Origin of the sequence: Ochrobactrum sp. BTU2 (genome assembly GCF_024539785.1) — a bacterium.
GTDB lineage: Bacteria > Pseudomonadota > Alphaproteobacteria > Rhizobiales > Rhizobiaceae > Brucella > Brucella anthropi.
This window is the reverse complement of record NZ_JAHWRG010000005.1, coordinates 289810-311721: the sequence shown is the minus strand read 5'-3', so window position 1 is coordinate 311721 and position 21912 is coordinate 289810. Positions and strand designations below refer to the sequence as shown.

The following is a 21912-nucleotide window of genomic DNA, read 5'->3' as shown; positions in this document are numbered from 1 at the left end:
TTTTCTATTTATGAGCGTAGGATGGGTTTCAATTTGCGTAATGGCTTGGAAAAATATTCCATGCTTGCTTGAAGGGCAGGGCCGTTCCTCATAATTTCCTCTTCAAAACAGGAAGGACGGAAGCCATGTTCCAATCGGTGCTCGACGCAATCGGCAATACGCCATTGATCCATTTGAAAAAGGCTTCCGAACTGACCGGCTGCGCAATTTATGGCAAGGCCGAGTTTCTCAATCCCGGACAGTCGGTGAAGGACCGCGCAGCGCTCTATATTATTCGCGATGCCGAAAAGCGCGGGCTTCTGAAACCCGGTGGTGTCATCGTTGAAGGTACGGCCGGCAATACCGGCATCGGCCTCACGATGGTCGCGAAAGCGCTTGGCTATCGGACAGTTATCGTTATTCCCGAAACGCAAAGCCAGGAAAAGAAGGACGCGCTGCGCCTGCTTGGCGCCGAACTGATTGAAGTTCCAGCTGCCCCCTATCGCAACCCGAACAATTATGTGCGTCTGTCGGGACGATTGGCCGAACAACTTGCCAGAAGCGAGCCGAACGGCGCGGTCTGGGCCAATCAATTCGATAATCCGATCAACCGGCAGGCCCATATCGAAACAACGGCGCAGGAAATCTGGCGGGATACTGACGGCAAGGTGGACGGGTTTGTCGCCGCTGTTGGATCGGGTGGAACGCTTGTCGGCACCGCATTCGGTCTGAAGGACCACAATGCCGATATCAAGATCGCACTTGCCGATCCATATGGAGCTGCACTCCATTCCTTCTATACGACAGGCGAGCTGAAAGCCGAAGGCGACTCGATCACCGAAGGCATCGGGCAGGGGCGTGTCACCGCCAATCTTGAGGGGTTCACCCCCGATTTCTCTTATCGCCTCTCCGACGCGGAGGCGCTCGATATCGTTTTCGATCTCGTGGAAAATGAGGGACTTTGCCTCGGTGGTTCTTCGGGTATCAATATTGCAGGCGCAATCCGGCTTGCAAAAGATCTCGGGCCGGGCCACACAATTGTGACGGTGCTTTGCGACTATGGTAATCGTTACCAGTCCAAGCTGTTCAATCCTGCTTTCCTGCGTGGCAAGAACCTGCCAGTGCCGGGATGGCTGGAGAGGAAGACCGAGATAGACATACCGTTCGAGGGATAATCATGGCATACGAGACCGAAGCGCTTTTCCGCGAAGATTCCTATCTTTCAACGGCGGAGGGCACGGTACTCGCCATTACCGAGACGGGCGGGATTATTCTCGACCAGACAAACTTCTATGCGACCTCCGGCGGCCAACCGGGGGATATCGGCTTTCTCGAGCGCGCGGATGGTTCTCGTATCGAGATTTCGGCAACCGTTACGGGCGAAAACAAGAACGAAATCATTCATGTTCCGGCAGAAGGACAGGCTTCGCCCACTGTCGGTGAAAAGCTGGTCCTGCATCTTGACTGGCCGCGTCGCTACAAGCTGATGCGGATGCATACGGCCTGCCACCTGCTTTCCGTTGTCTGCCCGTTTTCGATTACCGGCGCTGCGGTGGGCGAGGATGAAAGTCGCGTTGATTTCGATCTTCCCGATCCGAGCTACACCAAGGAATTCGTGACCGAAAGGCTCATGGAGCGGGTGAATGCCAATGACGCGGTTGCCATTCGCTGGATCAGCGATGAAGAATTCCTTGCAAATCCGGATATCGTAAAGTCGAAGAATGTGCGTCCTCCGGTGGGGCTCGGTCGCATACGCCTTGTTCTTATCGGTGAAAACGGCGTGGTGGATTCGCAACCTTGCGGTGGTACGCACGTTTCCGAAACGCAGGAAGTGGGTGAAATCCACATCGGCAAGATCGAGAAAAAGGGCAAGGAAAACCGCCGGTTCCGCATTCGCTTTGGCCCCTTGCCAGAAGCCTGAACCCATTGTTTTCTGCATGTTTCCCGGTTTTACGAAATATGCTTGAGGAGTGTTTACCCATGGTAGAGAAAAGCGCCTTCGTCGTTTCACGGGACTGGTTGAAAGAACGGCTCGGCAAGCCGGGCATCGCGATTGTCGATGCCTCCTGGTATCTCCCGGCTGCTGGACGCAACGGGCAGGAAGAATACAACGCTGCACATATTCCAGGCGCTGTGTTCTTCGATCAGGACAAGATTGCTGACAAGGAATCCGGTCTGCCGCACACCCTGCCGTCGCCAGAGCTTTTTGCGCAGCATGTTGGTGCCATGGGAATTACGGCTGATGAGACAGTTGTTGTCTATGACGGAGTCGGCATGTTTTCCGCACCGCGCGTCTGGTGGATGTTCCGCGTGATGGGTGTGAAGAATGTCTATGTACTTGATGGCGGCTTCGACGGCTGGAAAAAGGCTGGTTATCCGGTGACCGAAGAAGCCACAAAGATTGCGCCAACGCTGTTCACGCCATCATTCGACGAGGCCGCTGTAGTCGATTTCGTGCAGATGCGCGAAATTGTGGACGAGCGACGCTCGCAGATCGCCGATGCACGCGCAGCCGGACGCTTCACCGGACGCGATGCCGAGCCACGGGCAGGCATGCGCTCCGGCCATATGCCCGGTGCACGCAACGTTCCCGTTGGCACTTTGTCTGAAAACGGTGAGCTAAAGGACCTTGCAAGCCTGCGTAAGATTTTCGACGAGGCCGGTGTTGATCTCTCACAACCGGTCGTTACGAGCTGTGGCTCTGGCGTGACCGCAGCGGTCATCATGCTTGCATTGGCGTCGGTCGGTCACAAGGATAATCGTCTATACGACGGTTCCTGGAGTGAATGGGGAAGCCGGCAGGATACACCAGTTGTCACCGGTGAAGCTGAATAAGCATGACCGGAAAACTGACCGCCCGCATCACCCACCTGGAAATGTCTGCCCGTCAGGCAGTTCAGGTGCCGGTGCCGTCTGGTATCCGCCTCGCTATGATGCGCGCGGGTGCCATGCCGGTCCATTACTACCGCTATCTCTATGAACAGATCGGGCGTAAGCATCACTGGATGATGCGCCGTGTTCAGACGGACGCGGAAGTTGCAGCCGTAATTCATGCAGATACGACTGAAATCCACGTTCTCTATGCAGAAGGCTGTCCCGCCGGATTTGTCGAACTCGACTTGACCGCTTTGCCGGAGGCTGCCGAGATTGTCTATTTCGGTCTCATCGATGATTTTCAGGGGCGGGGTCTCGGAAAGTTTTTCCTGAGTGAGGCCATTTCCGCAGCCTGGGCGCATGGACCGGAAAAGGTGACGATCCATACCAATACGCTCGACAGCCCACGAGCTCTGCAACTCTATCAGAAAATGGGATTCGTGCCGGTCGGTTGGTCCGAAGAGGTAATAGAACCCTGGGAATGAAGCGCGGCGCTATCCGCGCGCCACTTCCCGAGCACTTACGATAGAAACGACAGATGCGCTGGCAAGGCGCCCACTTTCTTCGTCGAAAACCACGCAATTGCGTCCGCGCTGCTTCGCAATATAGAGGCAGCGATCAGCGCGGCTGAGTACCTGCGAGTTCGTCTCATTTTTCGGCGCAGAGGCAACACCGATACTGATCGTCAACGGATAGACCTGATACTCCGTTGTGTGAAACGGCGTATTTTCTACTTCTGCGCGTATGCGCTGTGCAACCCGCATACCGGTCTCTCCACTGGCGCCCGGCAGAAAAACGCAGAATTCTTCCCCACCGATACGGCCGACGAGATCGCCTTTTCGCGTCACATTCTGAAGCGCGAATGCGATCAGCTTCAATGCGCGGTCGCCGACGCCGTGGCCAAACGTATCGTTGATCGCCTTGAAATGGTCGGCATCGATAACGAGCAAGGTGCCGGTTTCGATGCGGGAGCGGCTAATCTTCATGGCTTCGAACAACGCTTCACGATTGAGAAGACCAGTCATGTGGTCAATCCGTGACCGTGCCTGCAGTTCGACATGCGCTTTTTCAAGCTGGAGATATGCGTCTTGCAACTTGCTATGTTGATGAAAAATATAGGCAAGGGAAGGGAAGGCCGTGGCTGCGGGAATGCCCGCGCTGAGGCCAAGCGCGACGATGCCAGGCGTGACGCCAGAAGTAAACGCCACTATCGAGGTTGCCCCGAGAGAGAACAACACGACAGACAACGTTATCAAGGCTGCTTTTAGTAGAGCAGTCTTCTTCATTTCCTCGCGCTCCCAACCCTGAGTGAGGATGATCTACGACCCGCGCCTGATCCCTATTAAGAACGGGCATTTATTTTGTGGGCCTTATAAAAGGAACGCCGGAGAGGGGAAAGATACCACCATGCGCTTCTTGCAATTTTTTGTCTATGAGTGCCATTATTGACACAATCACAGGTAGCATAGCGAATATATGTTACGAGGAAATGTAATTAAGCACAACTATGTTTAAAAGAACCGTCTCAACGAGACATAAATCGTAAGTGGCTAATATAAGTCAGGAAATACACTGGGTAAGGCATTGTAACGAATCCCGGAGCGGCCTGACACTCCGGGATTTTGGCCGGGATTTCGCCGGCATTATGACTGCTGATGGCTTGAATCAGAAGACCGCCAAATATTTCAGAAGCGAAATGATGCCAATAATGATCACGATAACTTGAGCGATCTGTTTGACCTTGGCATCCAGAGGCAGCATGTTGATGAGATAAAGTACGAGGAAGATAACAAGAATTGTTATCAGAAGGCTGATGAGGATGGACATAGGCGGTCTGATCCTTCCCGGAACTTGGGGTTGCGTTGCCTAACCGACGACCGTTCCTCGACGCCGCCGATTGAGCCCGTTCAAACCGAAAGAAAGAGCAGGGCTCTTGCTAGCGGCACATCGTCTCCAATCCAAAAACGATGTGCCGGTTAACGTTCCAAGGAAAAGAAGGTTCCGCTTTGTAAGCAATAACTTAAATCAAGCTGGCACCGAACAGTGCAAGATTTTTCAGATACTCAGCTACGCATGCTGCCCGTCTCGCGGCGGCGCTGATGCCAGCTGAAAGCCTCTTCAATTAGATGAGGTGTATGCCCGCCACGTGCGCAAGCGCGGTCGAAATAATCGTTGAGTTGTGGGCGATAATCCGGGTGCGCACAGTTGTCGATGATGACACGGGCCCGCTCACGAGGGGCGAGGCCGCGCAGATCGGCAAGGCCCTGTTCCGTTACCAGAATGTCCACGTCGTGCTCGGTGTGGTCGACATGCGTGACCATCGGAACGACGGACGATATCGCGCCGTTCTTGGCTTCGGATTTGGTCACGAAGATCGAGATGAAGGCGTTACGGGCAAAGTCGCCTGAACCGCCAATCCCGTTCATCATATGTGTGCCGTCGACATGCGTGGAATTCACATTGCCATAAATGTCGAATTCGAGCGCGGTATTGATACCGATAATGCCGAGACGACGGATGACTTCCGGGTGGTTGCTGATTTCCTGCGGGCGCAGAATAAGCTTGTCGCGGTAACGGTCGATATTGTTGAAGACACGCTCTCCACAGGCGGGGCTGAGCGTGATCGATGATCCTGATGCAAAGTCGAGCTTTCCGGCATCGAACAGGTCGAAGGTGCTGTCCTGCAGCACTTCGCTATACATGCGCAGATTGTGGAACGGGCTATCGGCAAAACCGTTCAATACGGCATTTGCAATGGTGCCGATGCCAGCCTGAAGCGGATTGAGCGTCAGATCAAGACGTCCGGCAGCGACTTCCTGCATCAGAAATTCAATCAGATGGCCCGCAATGGCTATTGTTTCACCGTCGGCCGGTTCCACGGTCGAGGCGCTGTCATTTTCCTGCGTGATGACGATGCCTGCGATCTTTTCCGGTGGGATCGGGATATAGGGCAGGCCGACGCGGCTGTCGCACGCCGTGACCGGTATAGGGTCGCGGGAAGGGCGCTTCGTTGGAATATAGATGTCGTGCAGACCTTCAAGCGCCATAGGCTGATTAAGGTTCACTTCAACGATGACCTTATCGGCCAGAATGGCAAAACTTGCCGAATTGCCGATCGATGTCGTGGGAATGATTCCGCCGCTCTCGGTGATGGCAAGAGCCTCGACCACGGCGTAGTCGATAGGACCGATCTGGTTTGAGCGCAATTGCTCTACAGTTTCGGAAAGATGCTGGTCGATGAACATCACTTCGCCGCGATTGATCGCGGCACGCAGGGTTCTGTCGACCTGAAACGGCATGCGCCGCGAAAGCACGTGTGCTTCTGTAAGAATCTTGTCGACGTCGTGGCCGAGGGAAGCGCCAGTAATCAGCGTGATCTTGAAGGGATCTGTCGCAGCACGGGCAGCCATGGCAACGGGTACAGCCTTGGCGTCGCCAGCGCGGGTAAATCCACTCATGCCGACGACCATACCGTCCTGGATAAGGCTCGCAGCCTGTTCAGCGGTAATGATCTTGTCTCGAAGCGAAGTGTTTCGAATACGTGCTTCCAACATCTTTAAATCGACCTTCCTTCCCATCCGGACCTGAGCCGGAAATGGCGCTCGCTGTCTCGAAAGCAAGATGCTGCTACCGACCATCTGCGAAATACGGCGCCGCCCGGGTAATAGCCTATATGGACCGACAGTACACGCATGCTTTGGTCTTAGATGCCAAGACAGATTGCTGTGATACTGGTCGTGTTTCTCACGTCACGCGATTCTTCGAAATGATTGAAATCAACGATGCAAAGCAGGCTGCTGCGCGTACAATCGGCATGAAGGGCAGGATACAAACGGCTAGTGTTTAGTGACGTACATCGATCACATAAGATAGGTTATGGAACCAACCCATATCCATCTGTCTTGAAACATCGCGACAACCGCTTGCGGCGCTGTCGACATCTGAGCTCCTTCGAGACTTAGATGTGAACCCTGAATATCAGCCCAGAGTACTAGCGACGCCGAGCTATATAGAGATGGCCTGGAACTGGCGCTCCTTGTTCGCTGCGCACGACGATATCTTCGCAACGCACACAATCCATTCCGTGGTTGTCGAGCATTGCACGCACATAGGTTTGTGCGTGTGCAAAGCGCTGATAGTCTCCGACCATGAATGCACGCCCGGCAAGCCTTGTATCGTCCAGCGTCTCGCTGGAGAAGCCGAAATGTCCGCCTGATGACAGATGCGAGGCAACGCCCGTGAAGAATTTGTCGAGTTCGCCCATATATGGCAAAACATCGGTAGCGACGATCAGATCCCAATCCTGTTCGCTCGTGGTTTCGAGAAAGCGAACGGCTTCGCCGACGAATAGCACCTGATAGTCGCCTTTCTCGTAAGCGACTTCGATCATGTTCTCCGAGATATCGACGCCGGTCTTATGTCCGGCCATGTCATCGAGCGCATCAGCTGACAAGCCAGTGCCGCAGCCCAGATCGAGCATGCGTTCAGCGAAAAACTCGTCGTTCATGTCGAGGAGCATTTCCCGCAGCTGCAGCGGAACGTCATAACCGAGCTGGTCAACAAGGATCGTGTCGAACATTTCGGCATGTTGATCGAAGAGTGTCGATACATAGGCATCCGGAGCCTTTAGAGGTACCGCGCCGCGTCCCATGCTTGCAAGCCGCACGGCTGCGCCGCCATGGTCATCAGGATCGATCCGCAGCACATCTTCATAGGCCTTAGCAGCGGCATCGAAATCGCCAGCTTTTTCCAGTGCAAGCGCCCGCTCATAGGCTTCTGCAAGCGCTTCCTGATCAAAAGCTGGGTTGTCATTCTCAGCCATAAAGATCGGCCCTTCTTCTGTTCTTGGCATCTGTTAGATGCGGTATGTAAGTGTTTGTAAAATCGGCAATTTCTTACTTTGGTGGACATTCGAGCGCGTAGAGCAAGAGTATCCCTTCCCGCTTCCTACGCTTATCTGGAAAATCTCGCAAGCGGGGTCGCTGCAATCAGATGGTTCCCTACTCGGCAGCTGCTGTGACGCGCTCGTCTTGTCCTTTATGATCCGCCAGCTTTCGTGCAATCACAGCACAGGCCATAAGCTGGATCTGGTGAAAGAGCATCAAGGGCAGAACGATGCTGCCGACATTCGCACCGGCGAAAATCGCACTTGCCATTGGAGCTCCGCTGGCGAGGCTCTTCTTTGATCCGCAGAACATGATCGTGATGCGGTCGGGACGATTGAAACCGAGCAACTTGCTGCCGTACCAGGTGGCCAGCAGCACAACGACCAGCAGAACGATGTTGACGCCCACCATCATGCCGAGATCGTGCCACGAAACGGTACGCCAAAGACCTTCAACCACAGCCTCGCTGAAAGCCAGATAAACGACCATCAGGATCGAGCCTCGGTCAACAAAGCCGAGTGCTTTGCTGTGCCGCCGCATGAAACTGCCGATCCATGGCTGCAGAATTTGTCCGAGCACGAAGGGTGCGAGCAACTGCAACAGAATGGATTCGAGCGCATCGACCGATATTCCACCACCGCCTTTGACTGCGAACAACAAGCCGACCAGCAAGGGCGTGAGAAACATGCCGAAAATGTTCGACGCAGATGCTGATACGATTGCCGCTGAAACATTGCCGCCCGCAATTGAGGTGAAGGCTATGGACGACTGGACCGTTGAAGGCAGAACGCAAAGAAAGAGGATACCTGTGTAGAAGGCTGATTGCGACAAGCCGGGAATGGTCCAGCCTGCCGCCAGACCGAGGATCGGAAACAGGATGAACGTCGATGACAGGACTGCCAGATGCAGCCTCCAGTGCGTTATGCCTGCAACGACGGCCTCACGCGAGAGCCTCGCACCATGCAGAAAGAACAGAAGCCCGACAGCAAATTTCGTCGCCAGCGCAAACCAGTCTGCAAAATCACCGTGCACGGGGAGCACGGACGCAAGCAGAATGGTCACGATCAGCATGCTGGTGAATTTGTCAGGCAGGAAGCGCATCATATCGTCCAATCTTGCAGGCATCGCGGAGCGCGACGCCCGCTTCATTCAAAATTCACATTCGTTCATAAACCTCTCGGGAGGAGTTTCAATCCTCCCGATATGGCGCGATAGCTCACACTTTTGAGATGTGGCTTCCAATTTAAAATCCAAGCTGATTCATTCGTAACCGTTGGGGTTCTTCGACTGCCAGTGCCACATATCCTGGCACATTTCGCGGAGGTTCTTCTCTGCGGACCAGCCGAGGAAATCGCGGGCAAAGGTTGGATCAGCGTAACATTCAGCAACGTCGCCTGGACGACGTGGTGCAATCTCGTATTTGATCTCGCGGTTCGAAACATGCTCGAAGGCCTTCACGACGTCCAGAACGCTATAGCCCTGCCCCGTGCCGAGATTCACCTCGAAACACTGCGGCTCATCCAGCTTCTTGAGTGCCTTCAAGTGGCCGGCGGCCAGATCCACTACGTGAATGTAGTCGCGAACGCCGGTGCCATCGGGCGTTGAATAATCATTGCCCCAGACATTCAGTTTTTCGCGACGACCGGTCGCGACCTGCGCGATGATCGGCATCAGATTATTCGGAATGCCCTTTGGATCTTCGCCGATCAGGCCGCTCTCATGTGCGCCAACCGGGTTGAAATAACGCAGGATGGCGATCTTCCAGCTGTTGTCGCCGTTATAAATATCGCGAAGCATGTCTTCGATGACGAGCTTGGTCCGACCATAGGGATTCGTTGCTGATAGCGGCTGGTCTTCCGTGATTGGCAATTTCTGCGGATCGCCATAGACCGTGGCTGATGAGCTGAAAACCAGTGTCTTGACGCCGGTTGCTTCCATGGCCTGCAACAGGCGGAGCGTGCCCACCACATTGCAATCATAATAGAGCATCGGCTTTTCGCTCGATTCACCGACGGCCTTCAGACCGGCAAAGTGAATGACGGCAGTGCATTTGTGATGCCGGATCACTTGTTCCAAAAAAGCGCGATCTCGAATATCACCTGCTTCCCGGCGCGGCGTGCGCCCGGTAATCTTTTCGATGCGATGCAGGGCTTCCGGGTGGCTGTTGTCAAAATTGTCGACCACAACGACATCGTGGCCTGCCTCGATGAGCTGAACACAGGTGTGCGAGCCGATATAACCAGCGCCGCCAGTCACAAGAATTGTCATCGTTTATGTATCCGCTTGTTGAACATGCCGCCCCGATGTGCGATCCCCGGCTGACTATGCAAAATCAGTAACAGACTTCAAGCCATCCGGTGCGATTCTCTTGAATGGTTGCAATAGATCAGCCAAGTTTGACGGAGCGATGATGAAACCATCCCGCAATATCGATCGCCTTCTGGAAATCATGGCAGCGCTCCGTGATCCTGAAACCGGCTGTCCGTGGGATGTGGAGCAGAGTTTCGAATCCATCATGCCCTACACGCTTGAGGAAACTTATGAAGTCCTCGATGCCATAGAGCGCAATGATATGGACGATCTGCGCGAAGAACTTGGCGATTTGTTGTTGCAAGTGGTGTTCCATTCGCGCATGGCCGAAGAACAGGGCAGCTTTGCATTTGGCGATGTTGTCGAAGCTATCACGCACAAGATGATCAGGCGACATCCGCATGTTTTCGGTGACGCTGAAGCCAGAAATGCAGGCATGGCCAAGGGCTCATGGAATCGCATCAAGGCTGAGGAAAAAGCCGAGCGGGCCGAACGGCGTGAGAAACTCGGACTTGAAACGGCCGAGAAGAGCGGCTTTTTGGACGATATTCCACACGCCTTCCCTGCCCTGCTTCGTGCTTTGAAACTCCAGCAGAAAGCCGCGAAAGTCGGCTTCGACTGGTCTGAGGCAGCACCGATCCTCGACAAGATCGCCGAGGAAACCGCAGAGCTGAAGGAAGCTATGGCGGCGAAGGAGCGCGCGGATATCGAAGAGGAATATGGTGACCTGCTGTTTGCCATGGTCAATTTGGGCCGCCATCTTGAGATCGATGCGGAAACCGCGCTCGTCGCAGCCAATGAGAAGTTCAAGCGGCGGTTCCATTTCATCGAAAAAACGCTCGGTGAAACCGGAAGCAACCTTGACGCCGCTACTCTCGATGAAATGGAAGCAATCTGGGGCGAAGCCAAGAAAAAAGGCCTCTAACTATTTGTTTTTACGCATTTCCGGACGCAAAACCGTTTCACACTTTTGCTGGAATGTGCAATCGGTCTATTTCTCATCTTCCCATTTTGGACGGAACATCTGGTAGACGCTTTCCGTCGTGGCAAAATCCATATAGCCAAGCCTGCTGACAGGTCTGGCTTTCGCGATATCAATGAGACCGTTGGTCAGGACCTGTTCATCGATATGCACGCCGACAACCTCGCCGATCACCATGTAATTGTCGGTCGGCCTGCCCTCTTTGTCCTGCAATCGTTTGATTTCCACCGCGACACATTCAAGCGCTGCATAGGCCTCCTTGACGCGCGGGGCTGCGATAAGCCTGCTCGACGTCTGGGTCAGTCCGGCATATTCGAACTCGCTGATACCGCGAGGCGCGTCGACAGATGATGCATTCATCTGGGTTCTCAAATGATCGCTCACCAGATTTGCGGTGAACTCGCCGGTTTCTTCGATGAATGAAACGCTGTCCTTCACACCACTCGATGAGAACATGACCATAGGCGGCGTGTCGCAGATCGCGTTGAAGAAGGAGTAAGGCGCGAGGTTGACAGCGCCCCCCTTCGATTTCGTTCCGATCCAGCCTATGGGGCGTGGTGCAACGATTGCCTTGAACGGATTATGGGGCAGCGGGTGCCCTTCCCTCGGTTCATAAAACATATGTTTATCCGCTGATTAGAAAGTCTTGTTGAAGTCAGTTCTAAGCTTGCGTCCATGGGCCGGAATATTCGGTAACGATCTTGTCCATGTCGGCTCTCGGGCGTTCCGGCATCTTGTTTGCCGCCGTTCCGATATGAACAAACCCGGCAACACGTTCATTGGGTGCCAGTCCCAGAAAAGCGCGGGCGGAAGCGTCGTCCGAATACCAGTTTGTAATCCAGTTGCTGGCATAACCAAGCGCGTTCGCAGCCGTGCAAAGGTTCATTGCGACAGCGCCAGCCGAAAGGAATTGCTCCCATTCCGGAATGCGCTCATGCGCGACAGGCGACGACACCACGCCGACAACAAGGGGCGCACGCGAGAAACGCGTAAGCTCTTTTTCCTTGCGTCCTTCCGGCATCGGACCTTCAATTTCTTCGGCACGTTGGGCCAGATACTCGCCGACCTTGAGACGTGCATCGCCACGGTAAAGGATGAAACGCCAGGGTGTCAGGCGTCCGTGGTCAGGCACGCGTGCGGCAACTTTCAGCAATGCTGCCAGTTCCTCGCCCTCGGGTGCTGGTCCGGAAATTGCCGAAATCGGGGTGGAACTGCGCTGTGCCAGAAAATCGAAGATCGGATGGGCCACGGATAACCTCGTCACTAAAATGCTGCTTATATTGCTCCACTTATTCGGGGCTGCTTCTTCTCGCCCTTTGCATCCGCACTGTAAAGTCAAAATTCCGGAAACGATTAATCAACAGAAGTTGGAAAAATGCGGGTGCCGGAAGCGATTTGGCCTTGAATTCGCCACCCGCATGGGCTCAAAAATACAACATGTCGGATCGCTTGAACCTGTTTTACCCAAAGAGAAAAATTGCCCTGCGCGGAGGATCGTTTTTTACGGCGTTCGCGTTTGCCGTCAGTGCAATGCCATCGTTGGCTCAGAGCCTAGATCCGCAGACAAATATTCCACAGTTGCAGACCACCACGACTGGCCTGCCAGACTTGCCGCAGCCAGCGCTCGATCTTCCGACACTGAACACTTATGCCGCCCCATCCAGCCCGGAGAACAATCCGCTCGTCCAGACGCGTGAACTCGATCTCAAGGCGCGGTTGAGTGAAGGTGGCGGTGACATTCCGGCGGGGCTTGTATGGCGCGTGTTCTCGCCGGATGTCGGAGCGGATGGTCAACTGCCGTTGATCGCAAGTGCAAAGGGCGGCAGCGCTGTTTTCAATCTGCCCGAGGGCAGCTATCTGGTGCATGTCGCCTATGGGCGCGCCGGTGCTACCAAGCGGATCACGGTGGGCAACGCGACCCGTCATGAAGTGATGATGCTCGATGCAGGCGGGATGAAGCTCAGTGCGATTCTGCCGGATGGCGGCAAGATTAATGACGATCTCCTGCGTTTCTCGATCTATGCGGACGAAGACAATAATGATCGGTCGCTGATCGTGCCCGACGTCAAGCCGAACGCGATCATTCGCCTCAACAGCGGCACTTATCATGTTGTTTCCAACTATGGCACGGCCAATGCTACCATTCGGGCCGATATTCGCGTGGAAGCCGGAAAACTGACGGAAGCGACCGTTCAGCATCGGGCCGCGGAAGTGACGTTGAAGCTTGTGCGCGAGCGCGGCGGCGAAGCGCTTGCCGATACGTCATGGTCAATTCTGAACGCTTCCGGCGACGTGGTACGCGAAAGCGCTGGCGCTTATTCGTCGATGGTCCTTATCGAAGGCGATTATGTTGCCGTCGCCAAGAACAAGGACCGCATCTACCAGCGAGACTTCAAGGTTTCATCCGGCAAGAACGAGGAAGTCGAAGTCGTCGCCAATGGCGAATCCGAGTCTGTTCAAGACAGCATGGATTGAGTTCAAACTATCTTCAAAAGCAAAAGGCCGCGCATTGCGCGGCCTTTTTTTTGTTAGCCACCATTCTTGAGGCGGAGCAGATCGGGCGGGGTCGCCTCTTCCACCAGCCGTGCGATGGCTTCATCGAGCGTCATGGATTCCTGATCGCGCGAACCGAGACGGCGCATATTGACCGTGTTTTCTTCGGCTTCGCGCTTGCCGCAGACGAGGATCACCGGAACCTTCTGCAAGGAATGCTCACGAACCTTGTAGTTGATCTTCTCGTTGCGCAGATCGGTCGAGACCTGCAGTCCGGCGGCTTTCAGCTTTGCCGCAGCCTGCGCCGCATATTCGTCGGCATCCGAGGTGATCGTGGCGACGACAACCTGCACCGGAGCAAACCACAACGGCATGTGACCGGCGAAGTTCTCGATCAGGATGCCGAGGAAGCGTTCCATCGAGCCGCAGATCGCGCGGTGGATCATCACCGGCTGGCGCTTTTCAGAATCCTTGTCGATATAGAAGGCGCCGAAGCGTTCCGGCAGGTTGAAGTCCACCTGCGTCGTGCCGCACTGCCATTCACGACCGATGGCGTCCTTCAGCGTATATTCGAACTTAGGACCGTAGAACGCACCCTCGCCCGGCAAAATGCCGGTCTTGATGTTGTTAGACTGCTGCTGGATCTTTTCCAGCACCGACATCATCACGCTTTCGGCACGATCCCAGAGCTCATCCGAGCCTACGCGCTTTTCAGGACGGGTCGACAGCTTGATGGTGATCTCTTCGAAACCGAAATCCTTGTAGACCGACAGGATCAGGTCATTGATGCGCAGGCATTCGGCAGCCATCTGCTCTTCCGTGCAGAAGATGTGCGCATCGTCCTGCGTAAAGCCGCGCACGCGCATCAGGCCATGCAACGCGCCTGACGGCTCGTAGCGGTGCACATTACCGAATTCCGCAAGCTTGATCGGCAGGTCGCGATAGGACTTGAGGCCATGCTTGAAGATCATGACATGGCCGGGACAGTTCATCGGCTTCAGCGCAAAGACCCGATCGTCATCGGTTTCGTCACCGGCAACGGTTACCTTGAACATGTTGTCGCGATACCAGCCCCAGTGGCCCGAAGTTTCCCAAAGCGACTTGTCGAGCACCTGCGGCGCGTTCACTTCCTGATAGCCATGGCTGTCGAGGCGGCGACGCATATAACTCACCAGATTCTGGAACATCTTCCAGCCCTTGGCGTGCCAGAACACAACGCCCGGTCCCTCTTCCTGGAAATGGAACAGGTCCATTTCACGGCCAAGGCGGCGATGATCGCGCTTTTCGGCTTCTTCAAGCATATGGAGATAGGCTTGAAGATCGTTGTCGTTGGCGAAAGCCGTGCCGTAGATGCGGGTCAGCATCGGATTGTTGGAATCACCGCGCCAGTAAGCCCCGGCAACCTTCATGAGCTTGAAGGAATTGCCGATCTGGCCGGTTGAAGCCATGTGCGGGCCACGGCAGAGGTCGAACCAGTCGCCCTGATAATAAATCTTGAGGTCCTGTCCGGCAGGAATGGCTTCCACCAGCTCGACCTTGTAGTTCTCGCCCTTGTCGGCAAAAACCTGCTTGGCTTTTTCACGCGACCAGACTTCCTTGGTGAAAGGCTTGTTGCGCTGAATGATCTCGCGCATCTTCTTTTCGATCACCGGAAGATCGTCGGGCGTGAACGGTTCATTACGCGCAAAGTCGTAGTAGAAGCCGTTCTCGATCACGGGGCCAATGGTAACCTGCGTGCCCGGAAAAAGCTCCTGCACGGCTTCTGCCAGTACGTGCGCCGTATCGTGACGAATGAGTTCGAGCGCGCGCGGGTCTTCGCGGGTCAGAATCTCAATCTTGCCGGAAGCGCCGAGAGGATCGGAAAGATCGCGCACGGTGCCATCGACGGCATAGGCAACAGCTTTTTTGGCGAGAGATTTGGAAATCGATTCCGCGAGGCCCGCGCCGGTCATCGACGCATCGTATTCACGCACAGAGCCATCGGGAAATTGCATGGAAACGGTATTCGACATTCTGATCATCCTTATCCAGTCCCGCCAACGATTGCGGGTGGGTTCATGCGTATGAAAATGAAGGTTGGGTTCTAGTCTTTTTTGCCCAGCCAGTAAAGCGCGACAGACTGACAGCGTCAGGTCGCGCTCATCTGTGCAATTGAAATGAAATCAGTTCCGAATCGGGAGGCAGTCGATCTTCTGCTGCTTCAACTGCGAGCATGCTTTTTCGGCGGATGCAGAGTCCTTGAAACCGGAAAAACGCGCACGATAGACCTTGCGGCGCTTTTCTGCAGGCGAAATTTCAGCTTTCAGGCCCGGTGCGACTTTGTCGACCGCCGGACGATATTTGGCCAGCAGCTCCTTGGCACCGGAAAGTGTCGGTGGAGCGCCGAGCTGAATCGTCCAGGCCGATGCTCCAGCGGCTGAGGCGATCAGGAAGCCACCGTCGCCCTGCTCGATACGGGAATCGTCGATCAGGTCTGCTACTGCGTCTGCTTTCGGCTGGGCCGGAGCTGCCTGTTTGGCGACAGGCTGCGGCTTTGCCATTGCAACGAGCTGCCCCGTGGCCTCAGTGCCTTCCGTGCCGAACCGGGTGAGCAGTTTCGCCATCTGGTCGTCGCGCTGCCGCGCCGATCCTGCCCCCAGTACGACACCGACAAGGTGCTTGTCGTTGATGACGGCTGAGGAAACGAGGTTGTAGCCGGATACATCCGTATAGCCGGTCTTGATGCCATCGACGCCCTGATAGCGATACATCAGATTGTTGTGGCCGTTGCGAACACGGTCGCGGAAAGTGAAGGAGCGCTGCGAGAACAGCTCATATTGTTCCGGAAAGTCACGGCGGAGCGACATGCCAAGCACGGCCATATCACGCGCTGTGGTCAGCTGGGTTGACTTCGCGGTCAGTCCCGACGGATTGACGAAGAAAGTGCTCTTCATGCCGATCTGGCGCGCACGCTGCGTCATCAACCGGCCAAAAGCCGCTTCCGATCCGGCGATATATTCGCCCATGACCGTCGCCGCATCATTGGCCGAGACAATAATCATGCCGTTGATAGCGTCACGGACGGTAATCGTCTCACCCGGCTTCAGCCAGAGCTTCATGCGAACCTTTGCAGCCGCATTTTTCGACACAGGCATTGCATCGTCCCAATGCAGCCTGCCGGTCTTGAGACCTTCAAAGGCGAGATAGAGCGTCATCATCTTGGCCAGTGAAGCTGGTGCGCGCTGCACATTCGCATCGTCCTGACCAAGGATTCGCCCGCTATCGGCGTCGAACACAACCCAAGACGTATTCGCCATCGCCGCAGACGTACAAAGCACACTCGCACCGAGCGCTAAGGATGCAATGAGACGTGAAAGACGGGACGATGATTTCAGCATAACAGCTCACAGGAATAGGGACGCCGGGGGGACATGCAGGCAAATTGCGGCCCGAAAAAGACCACAGCACTGCCTTAAATTCCAATTCTCAATGAAACGTTGATATCCTTAATGAATTATAATCAGCTAACAAAAAACTGTCAGAATTCACAGCTGGGGGTAATTCGGGGAAACCGGGAGACGGCTTTGATAAAGCGCATCGCGCTCTAAGATGCCGAGCAGCGCCAATACCGCCAGGGCAGATACCATTTGAGATCACTGGAGAGTGCACGCGGCACCGGATCGAAACCGTGGGTTCCGAACGGCCCGCAACGCATGACGCGAAAAAGCCCCATCCATCCGCCGCTCCACAGGCCGTGGCGAGCAATGGCTTCATAGGCATATTCGGAACAGGTCGGCAGATGGCGGCAGGAATTGCCGATGAGAGACGACAATGTCACCTGATAAAAGCGCACGAACGAAGTGCCGATTACTCTTCCGGGTGTCTTGCGCCACGGATCTGTAAAATTCCGGCTATAGCGCTTTGGTGCGCCCTCGCCTGCGCGATTCTTGCCGCAAGAGCACATCAGGCAGCTTTGGCCTTTTCCTCGATTTGCCGGATGCAATCGACAACCGCATCGAATGTAAGCAGCGTGGAGGCGTGGCGAGCCCTGTATTCGCGGACAGGTTCGAAATATTTCAGGTCGGCAAAACGCCCTTCCGGCGCCGGACCTTCTTCCTTCAGCATCTTGTACATTTCATCGCGGACGGCTTTCAGTTCCTCTGCGGAAGCGCCGATGATATTGCGCGCCATCACGGACGAAGAAGCCTGCCCAAGTGCGCAGGCTTTCACCTCATGTGCGAAATCCGTCACAATGCCGTCAGCCATTTTCAGGTAGACGGTAACAGTCGATCCGCACAGTTTGGAATGCACTTTGGCAACGGCATCGGGCTCAGGAAGGCGTCCCAGACGCTCCATGTTTCCAGCGAATTCCAGAATACGTTTGTTATAAATATCATCGATCATGGAGGCGAACCTTCCGCAGTGCCGGAGAAAAACATAATTTTGTCGTCCGACTGCGGTTTGAAGTTGCAATTTAATGTCTATATAATAGGCAGGTAGCGTCTGCGCTATGGGTAACATTAGCACAGACCCGGGGGCAGTCGCACGAAAACCTGTCCGGTGGCCTCAAGCGCCGGATCAATACATCGCCCGCTCGCAAAGCGCATCGTTGTATTGTCCGTTTAACTCGTCTCCTCCTTGAAGGAGACTACTGGAGAATACTGATGGACGCTCGCATCCTCAAAGAAGATGACGAATCCGGCCTGCCGAACAAGCAGGCAGATGTAACTCTTTTGCATGGCAAGCCGACGCAGGCCGATGCAGAAGCAGCCGTACGCACGCTTTTGCTTTGGGCCGGAGACGACCCGGAGCGTGAAGGTCTTCTGGAAACGCCGAAGCGCGTTGCCAAGGCCTATAAGGAATTGTTCGCAGGCTATACGGAAAGCCCGGAAGAAGTTCTCGGCACGGTGTTCGAGGAAGTCGGTGGCTATAACGATCTTGTCCTCGTGAAGGACATTTCGTTCCATTCGCATTGCGAGCACCATATGGTGCCGATCATTGGCAAGGCGCACGTCGCCTATCTGCCTGATCACAAGGTGGTTGGCCTTTCCAAGATTGCCCGCGTCGTGGATATTTTCGCGCGCCGCCTGCAGACACAGGAAAGCATCACCGCACAAATCGCCGATAGCATCCAGCGCATTTTGAAGCCGCGTGGCGTCGCCGTCATGATCGAGGCCGAGCACATGTGCATGGCCATGCGCGGCATCCGCAAGCAGGGTTCGACGACCATCACCACCACTTTTACCGGCGAAATGCAGGTGAATGCGGAGGAACAGGTTCGCTTCATGACCCTGACCCGCAGATAAGCGCAGACTATGAGCTTCTTTCCTGTCCAGCCTTCTGACAAGAAGGCCATCGAGGAAGGTGCGGCATTCATGCCGCGCTTCGATGCATCGGGTCTCATCACAGCCGTTGTAACCGATGCGCGTGACGGCGAGTTACTGATGGTCGCCCATATGAATGAGGAAGCGCTGCGTCTCACCCTCGAAACGGGAATTGCGCATTACTGGTCTCGTTCGCGCGGCAAGCTCTGGAAGAAGGGCGAGACGTCGGGCAATCTGCAAAGCGTTGTCGAGTTGCGCACGGATTGCGACCAGGATGCGCTTTGGCTGAAAGTGCGCGTCGCCGGTGACGGGCCGACCTGCCATACAGGCCGCCGCTCCTGCTTCTATCGGCAGGTTGTTGCCGAGAACGGCGATATATCGCTGGCTATTGAAGGCGCTTGCGATCACGAGCATTAATCTTGGTCAAAAGGATGTGATGGCGCGAATATGAGTCGCGCCATCAATTCGCAGCATTTATTCTTTGGATACTATGTTTCGCTAATCTGAAGCGGTTCCATTCAAACGGAGTTGTCGGAATCGTTTTAGCCATTTGTCTGGGCATTTCCTGACGCAAACCGCTTGAGTCTTTTGTCGGAAATGCTCCAAATCGAGACGAAGAGGTATCCATCGTGATGCTTGCATGGGGGCAGAGGCGGAAGGCTGCGAATAACGACCTTGCACCGCCGACAGAAGAAATCGTTGAAAAACCTGAAATCAAGCGTGAGCCGCGCCGGATAGCCTTGGCGCTGGGCGGCGGAGCTGCACGTGGCTGGGCGCATATCGGCGTTCTGCGCGCGCTGGACGAAGCCAATATCGATATCGAGATGATTGCCGGAACTTCCATCGGCGCGCTTGTCGGTGGCTGTTATCTGGCCGGAAAGCTCGATGAACTGGAAGATTTCGCCCGCAGCCTCACACGGCGACGCATGTTCAATCTTCTCGACATCACCTTTCGCGGCAGCGGGCTGTTCGGCGGAATGAAACTCGATGGTCGCCTGCGCGAGCATCTGGACGGGCTGCGCATCGAGGAACTGGACCGTCCCTTCGTCGCGATCTGCACCGAATTACGCACCGGTCACGAAATCTGGCTGTCATCTGGCCCGCTTATTGATGCTATGCGTGCTTCCTATGCCCTGCCCGGTGTTTTCGAGCCCGTACGCTGGCAGGAGCGTGTTCTGGTCGATGGCGCATTGGTCAATCCAGTTCCCGTATCCGTGTGCCGCGCTTACGAGCAGCGCCTCGTTCTGGCAGTCAACTTGCATTACGACCAGTATGGTCGCGCTGCAGTCATCAAACATGCGCAATCACGCCAGGAAGGTCTGGCTGAGGCAATTCATGGTGAGAAGGAAGCGCGCCTTGGCATTACGGGCGTGATGATGGAAGCTTTCAACATTATTCAGGACCGCATCTCGCGAGCCCGCATGGCGGGCGATCCACCGGATGTCACGCTTATGCCGATTGTGGGACAGATCGGGCTTGCCGATTTCCATCGCGCATCCGAGGCAATCGACGCCGGATATACGGAAACGCTGAAGCGTCTTGAGGATATCAAGCGCTTGCAGGGCATCGCCGGGTAATTTTTTGGCGATTGAGGCGAATCCGAATGAATCGGATTCGTCGGATTCGCTCTTGTTGCCCCTAGCAGCCCTTTGTTCCACCGCTACACTCTCGTTCGGTGACGTTTTTCGGATTTTTTTTAAGTTTGTGGAAGCCTTTGAAAAAGCCCGGAAATTCAGGGTTTCAATGATGTTTTCAATGATTGGGCGCCGGCTTTTTCACATTCTTTTTCAAAAAGATTGCCGGAAGATGCAGATGGGGCTTGTGCACCCCAAAGTGATTTGCTAAATGCCCACTCGCCGACGGAGTTCGGCTCCTACCACGGGCGGTCGTGGCGGAATTGGTAGACGCGCAGCGTTGAGGTCGCTGTGGGGCAACCCGTGGAAGTTCGAGTCTTCTCGACCGCACCATTTACCACTGTTTAGCAGTGTTTTTCTCCAAGAATATCAGTGCCTTAGTTTTTGAGGTGTCCTACATTAAGACCATGCGTGGGACACATTTACTCGTTCCACGGCGCCAAGAGCCAGCTTCCAGCGCTCGACTCTCCGGGTATAAACCTCTGAAGTTTTTGCTTCGGAATGGCCAAGAATCGCCATGATCTCGTATTGGCTGCAACCCTGTTCAGCCAACAATTCCGCCAGTCCCTTGCGAACACCATGAGCCGACAGAAGCGGTAGATCAGCATCCTTGCACCATCGCTTAAACATCGCGGACATACTATCCCCGCTTGCGAATGGTTTGCCCCCGCGACCGAGAACGTATGTGCCGCCCTGAACCGTCGGCGTGCAGGTTGCCGTCTTCAGGGCGGGTAGAAGTGGGACGGAAACCTCAGACGATCCCTTCTTGCTCGGCTGCCAGCGAACTGCCTCAATGCCCTCTATGACGCATTCATTCTTTCGGCCGAGCACGGCGAGATCTTCAATACGGCATCCAGTCCATAGCAGGACGGACATGGCAACGTGCGCTTTGCTCCCGGGCTTATGCTTGGCGAAGAACTTTTTGACGTCGTCGGCCTTCCACGGTATGGCGCCATCTCCCTTGATGTAAACCTTATCGATGCCCTTGGCGGGATTGCTGCTTACGAGATTCCGCTTCTTCGCCCAATCATACATAACGCCGACGGCTTCGATAAAGGCGTCGGCTTGGGCTGGCGTCGAGCCCATCTTATCCTGCATCTCGATTAGCTTTTCCTGCGGGATGAGCATAACGCGATCGGGGTTTTCAATCAGGCGATTGAGCAAGTTGCGTTTCTTTTTCAAAGTCTTGCCGCTAGAAGTTCCAGCAACGACACGCGCTTCGAGATATTCAAGGTAGCTGGACACCAACCAGCTGATCGATTTCGGTTTGGCAACCTCAGATGCTTTCTGCATCGGCTTCGGTTGACCGTTTACCCCGTCGTCGGCGAGTAAGCGCCGTACGAAGAGGCTCCAAAGGCTGGAGGCGGGAGTGCTTGAAACACTTCTATCGGCGTTGGCTGTGATGTTGGTCTCGTTGATCCGAGACCTGATCAAAGATTGGCGCTATGAGC

At 55.0% G+C, this 21912-nt stretch carries 22 protein-coding genes and 1 tRNA gene; 10 read left to right on the top strand and 13 right to left on the bottom strand.

What is annotated here, in order from left to right; translation table 11 throughout:
* The first annotated feature begins 125 nt into the window (after nucleotides 1-125).
* From KWJ32_RS17340 to KWJ32_RS17325, 4 genes are read left to right on the top strand one after another with little or no spacing between them, the layout of a single operon-like run.
* Nucleotides 126-1154: a cysteine synthase A gene (locus tag KWJ32_RS17340; RefSeq protein ID WP_125300246.1), complete on the top strand. Its 1029-nt coding sequence runs from the start codon at nucleotides 126-128 to the stop codon at nucleotides 1152-1154.
* A gap of 2 nt (nucleotides 1155-1156) precedes the next feature.
* Nucleotides 1157-1900 (top strand): alanyl-tRNA editing protein, encoded by a 744-nt coding sequence (locus KWJ32_RS17335; RefSeq protein WP_012092040.1) that lies wholly within the window; start codon nucleotides 1157-1159, stop codon nucleotides 1898-1900.
* Nucleotides 1901-1959: 59 nt separating this feature from the next.
* Nucleotides 1960-2814: a 3-mercaptopyruvate sulfurtransferase gene (gene sseA / locus KWJ32_RS17330; RefSeq protein WP_012092041.1), complete on the top strand. Its 855-nt coding sequence runs from the start codon at nucleotides 1960-1962 to the stop codon at nucleotides 2812-2814.
* A gap of 2 nt (nucleotides 2815-2816) precedes the next feature.
* On the top strand, nucleotides 2817-3338 hold the full coding sequence (locus KWJ32_RS17325; RefSeq protein WP_010660089.1) for a GNAT family N-acetyltransferase: 522 nt from the start codon (nucleotides 2817-2819) through the stop codon (nucleotides 3336-3338).
* 9 nt (nucleotides 3339-3347) lie between these two features.
* Here the strand turns inward: KWJ32_RS17325 and KWJ32_RS17320 are convergent, their stop codons facing one another.
* The 6 genes from KWJ32_RS17320 to galE form a co-directional block, all read right to left on the bottom strand.
* Nucleotides 3348-4139 (bottom strand): GGDEF domain-containing protein, encoded by a 792-nt coding sequence (locus KWJ32_RS17320; protein WP_012092042.1) that lies wholly within the window; start codon nucleotides 4137-4139, stop codon nucleotides 3348-3350.
* Between the two features lie 379 nt (nucleotides 4140-4518).
* A complete protein-coding gene (locus KWJ32_RS17315; RefSeq protein ID WP_010660091.1) occupies nucleotides 4519-4680 on the bottom strand; it encodes a Thivi_2564 family membrane protein in 162 nt (53 codons plus the stop codon).
* A gap of 236 nt (nucleotides 4681-4916) precedes the next feature.
* Nucleotides 4917-6407 carry an acetyl-CoA hydrolase/transferase family protein gene (locus tag KWJ32_RS17310; protein ID WP_040129276.1) on the bottom strand — a complete coding sequence of 497 codons (1491 nt, stop codon included), beginning with the start codon at nucleotides 6405-6407 and terminating at the stop codon, nucleotides 4917-4919.
* 437 nt (nucleotides 6408-6844) lie between these two features.
* A complete protein-coding gene (locus tag KWJ32_RS17305; protein ID WP_125334243.1) occupies nucleotides 6845-7675 on the bottom strand; it encodes a class I SAM-dependent methyltransferase in 831 nt (276 codons plus the stop codon).
* Nucleotides 7676-7853: 178 nt separating this feature from the next.
* The gene (locus KWJ32_RS17300; protein WP_036563726.1) at nucleotides 7854-8840 is read right to left on the bottom strand and encodes a bile acid:sodium symporter family protein; all 987 of its coding nucleotides are present in this window, start codon (nucleotides 8838-8840) and stop codon (nucleotides 7854-7856) included.
* A 159-nt stretch (nucleotides 8841-8999) separates the two neighbouring features.
* A complete protein-coding gene (gene galE, locus KWJ32_RS17295) occupies nucleotides 9000-10007 on the bottom strand; it encodes a UDP-glucose 4-epimerase GalE (RefSeq protein ID WP_010660095.1) in 1008 nt (335 codons plus the stop codon).
* A gap of 142 nt (nucleotides 10008-10149) precedes the next feature.
* Between galE and mazG the strand changes: the two genes are divergently transcribed.
* Nucleotides 10150-10974 (top strand): nucleoside triphosphate pyrophosphohydrolase, encoded by an 825-nt coding sequence (gene mazG / locus KWJ32_RS17290; protein WP_012092046.1) that lies wholly within the window; start codon nucleotides 10150-10152, stop codon nucleotides 10972-10974.
* A gap of 66 nt (nucleotides 10975-11040) precedes the next feature.
* Here mazG and KWJ32_RS17285 read toward each other — a convergent pair whose 3' ends face one another.
* Together KWJ32_RS17285 and KWJ32_RS17280 are read right to left on the bottom strand one after the other, a co-directional pair.
* A complete protein-coding gene (locus tag KWJ32_RS17285; RefSeq protein WP_012092047.1) occupies nucleotides 11041-11652 on the bottom strand; it encodes a flavin reductase family protein in 612 nt (203 codons plus the stop codon).
* 40 nt (nucleotides 11653-11692) lie between these two features.
* Nucleotides 11693-12280 carry a nitroreductase family protein gene (locus KWJ32_RS17280; RefSeq protein WP_012092048.1) on the bottom strand — a complete coding sequence of 196 codons (588 nt, stop codon included), beginning with the start codon at nucleotides 12278-12280 and terminating at the stop codon, nucleotides 11693-11695.
* Nucleotides 12281-12468: 188 nt separating this feature from the next.
* On the opposite strand from KWJ32_RS17280, the gene KWJ32_RS17275 reads away from it, so the two are divergent.
* Nucleotides 12469-13506: a hypothetical protein gene (locus KWJ32_RS17275; protein WP_010660099.1), complete on the top strand. Its 1038-nt coding sequence runs from the start codon at nucleotides 12469-12471 to the stop codon at nucleotides 13504-13506.
* A gap of 53 nt (nucleotides 13507-13559) precedes the next feature.
* Here the strand turns inward: KWJ32_RS17275 and thrS are convergent, their stop codons facing one another.
* The 4 genes from thrS to KWJ32_RS17255 all read right to left on the bottom strand — a co-directional run bounded on the left by thrS (nucleotide 13560) and on the right by KWJ32_RS17255 (nucleotide 17907).
* Complete coding sequence (thrS, locus tag KWJ32_RS17270; RefSeq protein ID WP_029924832.1) at nucleotides 13560-15536, bottom strand: threonine--tRNA ligase; 1977 nt, start codon at nucleotides 15534-15536, stop codon at nucleotides 13560-13562.
* Between the two features lie 150 nt (nucleotides 15537-15686).
* A complete protein-coding gene (locus KWJ32_RS17265) occupies nucleotides 15687-16901 on the bottom strand; it encodes a D-alanyl-D-alanine carboxypeptidase (RefSeq protein ID WP_012092050.1) in 1215 nt (404 codons plus the stop codon).
* A gap of 206 nt (nucleotides 16902-17107) precedes the next feature.
* On the bottom strand, nucleotides 17108-17467 hold the full coding sequence (gene yidD, locus KWJ32_RS17260; RefSeq protein WP_151609927.1) for a membrane protein insertion efficiency factor YidD: 360 nt from the start codon (nucleotides 17465-17467) through the stop codon (nucleotides 17108-17110).
* Nucleotides 17467-17907 carry an iron-sulfur cluster assembly scaffold protein gene (locus KWJ32_RS17255; RefSeq protein ID WP_010660103.1) on the bottom strand — a complete coding sequence of 147 codons (441 nt, stop codon included), beginning with the start codon at nucleotides 17905-17907 and terminating at the stop codon, nucleotides 17467-17469. Before KWJ32_RS17255 ends, yidD begins: the two co-directional genes overlap by 1 nt.
* A gap of 260 nt (nucleotides 17908-18167) precedes the next feature.
* Here KWJ32_RS17255 and folE point away from each other — a divergent pair, with 260 nt between their 5' ends.
* From folE to KWJ32_RS17235, 4 genes are all read left to right on the top strand, one after another.
* Nucleotides 18168-18809, top strand: coding sequence for a GTP cyclohydrolase I FolE (folE, locus tag KWJ32_RS17250; protein ID WP_006466810.1), 642 nt, complete (start codon nucleotides 18168-18170; stop codon nucleotides 18807-18809).
* A gap of 9 nt (nucleotides 18810-18818) precedes the next feature.
* Nucleotides 18819-19244, top strand: coding sequence for a phosphoribosyl-AMP cyclohydrolase (gene hisI, locus KWJ32_RS17245; RefSeq protein WP_010660104.1), 426 nt, complete (start codon nucleotides 18819-18821; stop codon nucleotides 19242-19244).
* Between the two features lie 212 nt (nucleotides 19245-19456).
* A complete protein-coding gene (locus KWJ32_RS17240; protein WP_010660105.1) occupies nucleotides 19457-20404 on the top strand; it encodes a patatin family protein in 948 nt (315 codons plus the stop codon).
* A 305-nt stretch (nucleotides 20405-20709) separates the two neighbouring features.
* Nucleotides 20710-20794, top strand: a tRNA-Leu gene (locus KWJ32_RS17235).
* A 66-nt stretch (nucleotides 20795-20860) separates the two neighbouring features.
* Here the strand turns inward: KWJ32_RS17235 and KWJ32_RS17230 are convergent.
* Nucleotides 20861-21754, bottom strand: a complete 894-nt coding sequence (locus KWJ32_RS17230; protein WP_125334245.1) for a tyrosine-type recombinase/integrase — start codon at nucleotides 21752-21754, stop codon at nucleotides 20861-20863.
* Between the last annotated feature and the right edge of the window lie 158 nt (nucleotides 21755-21912).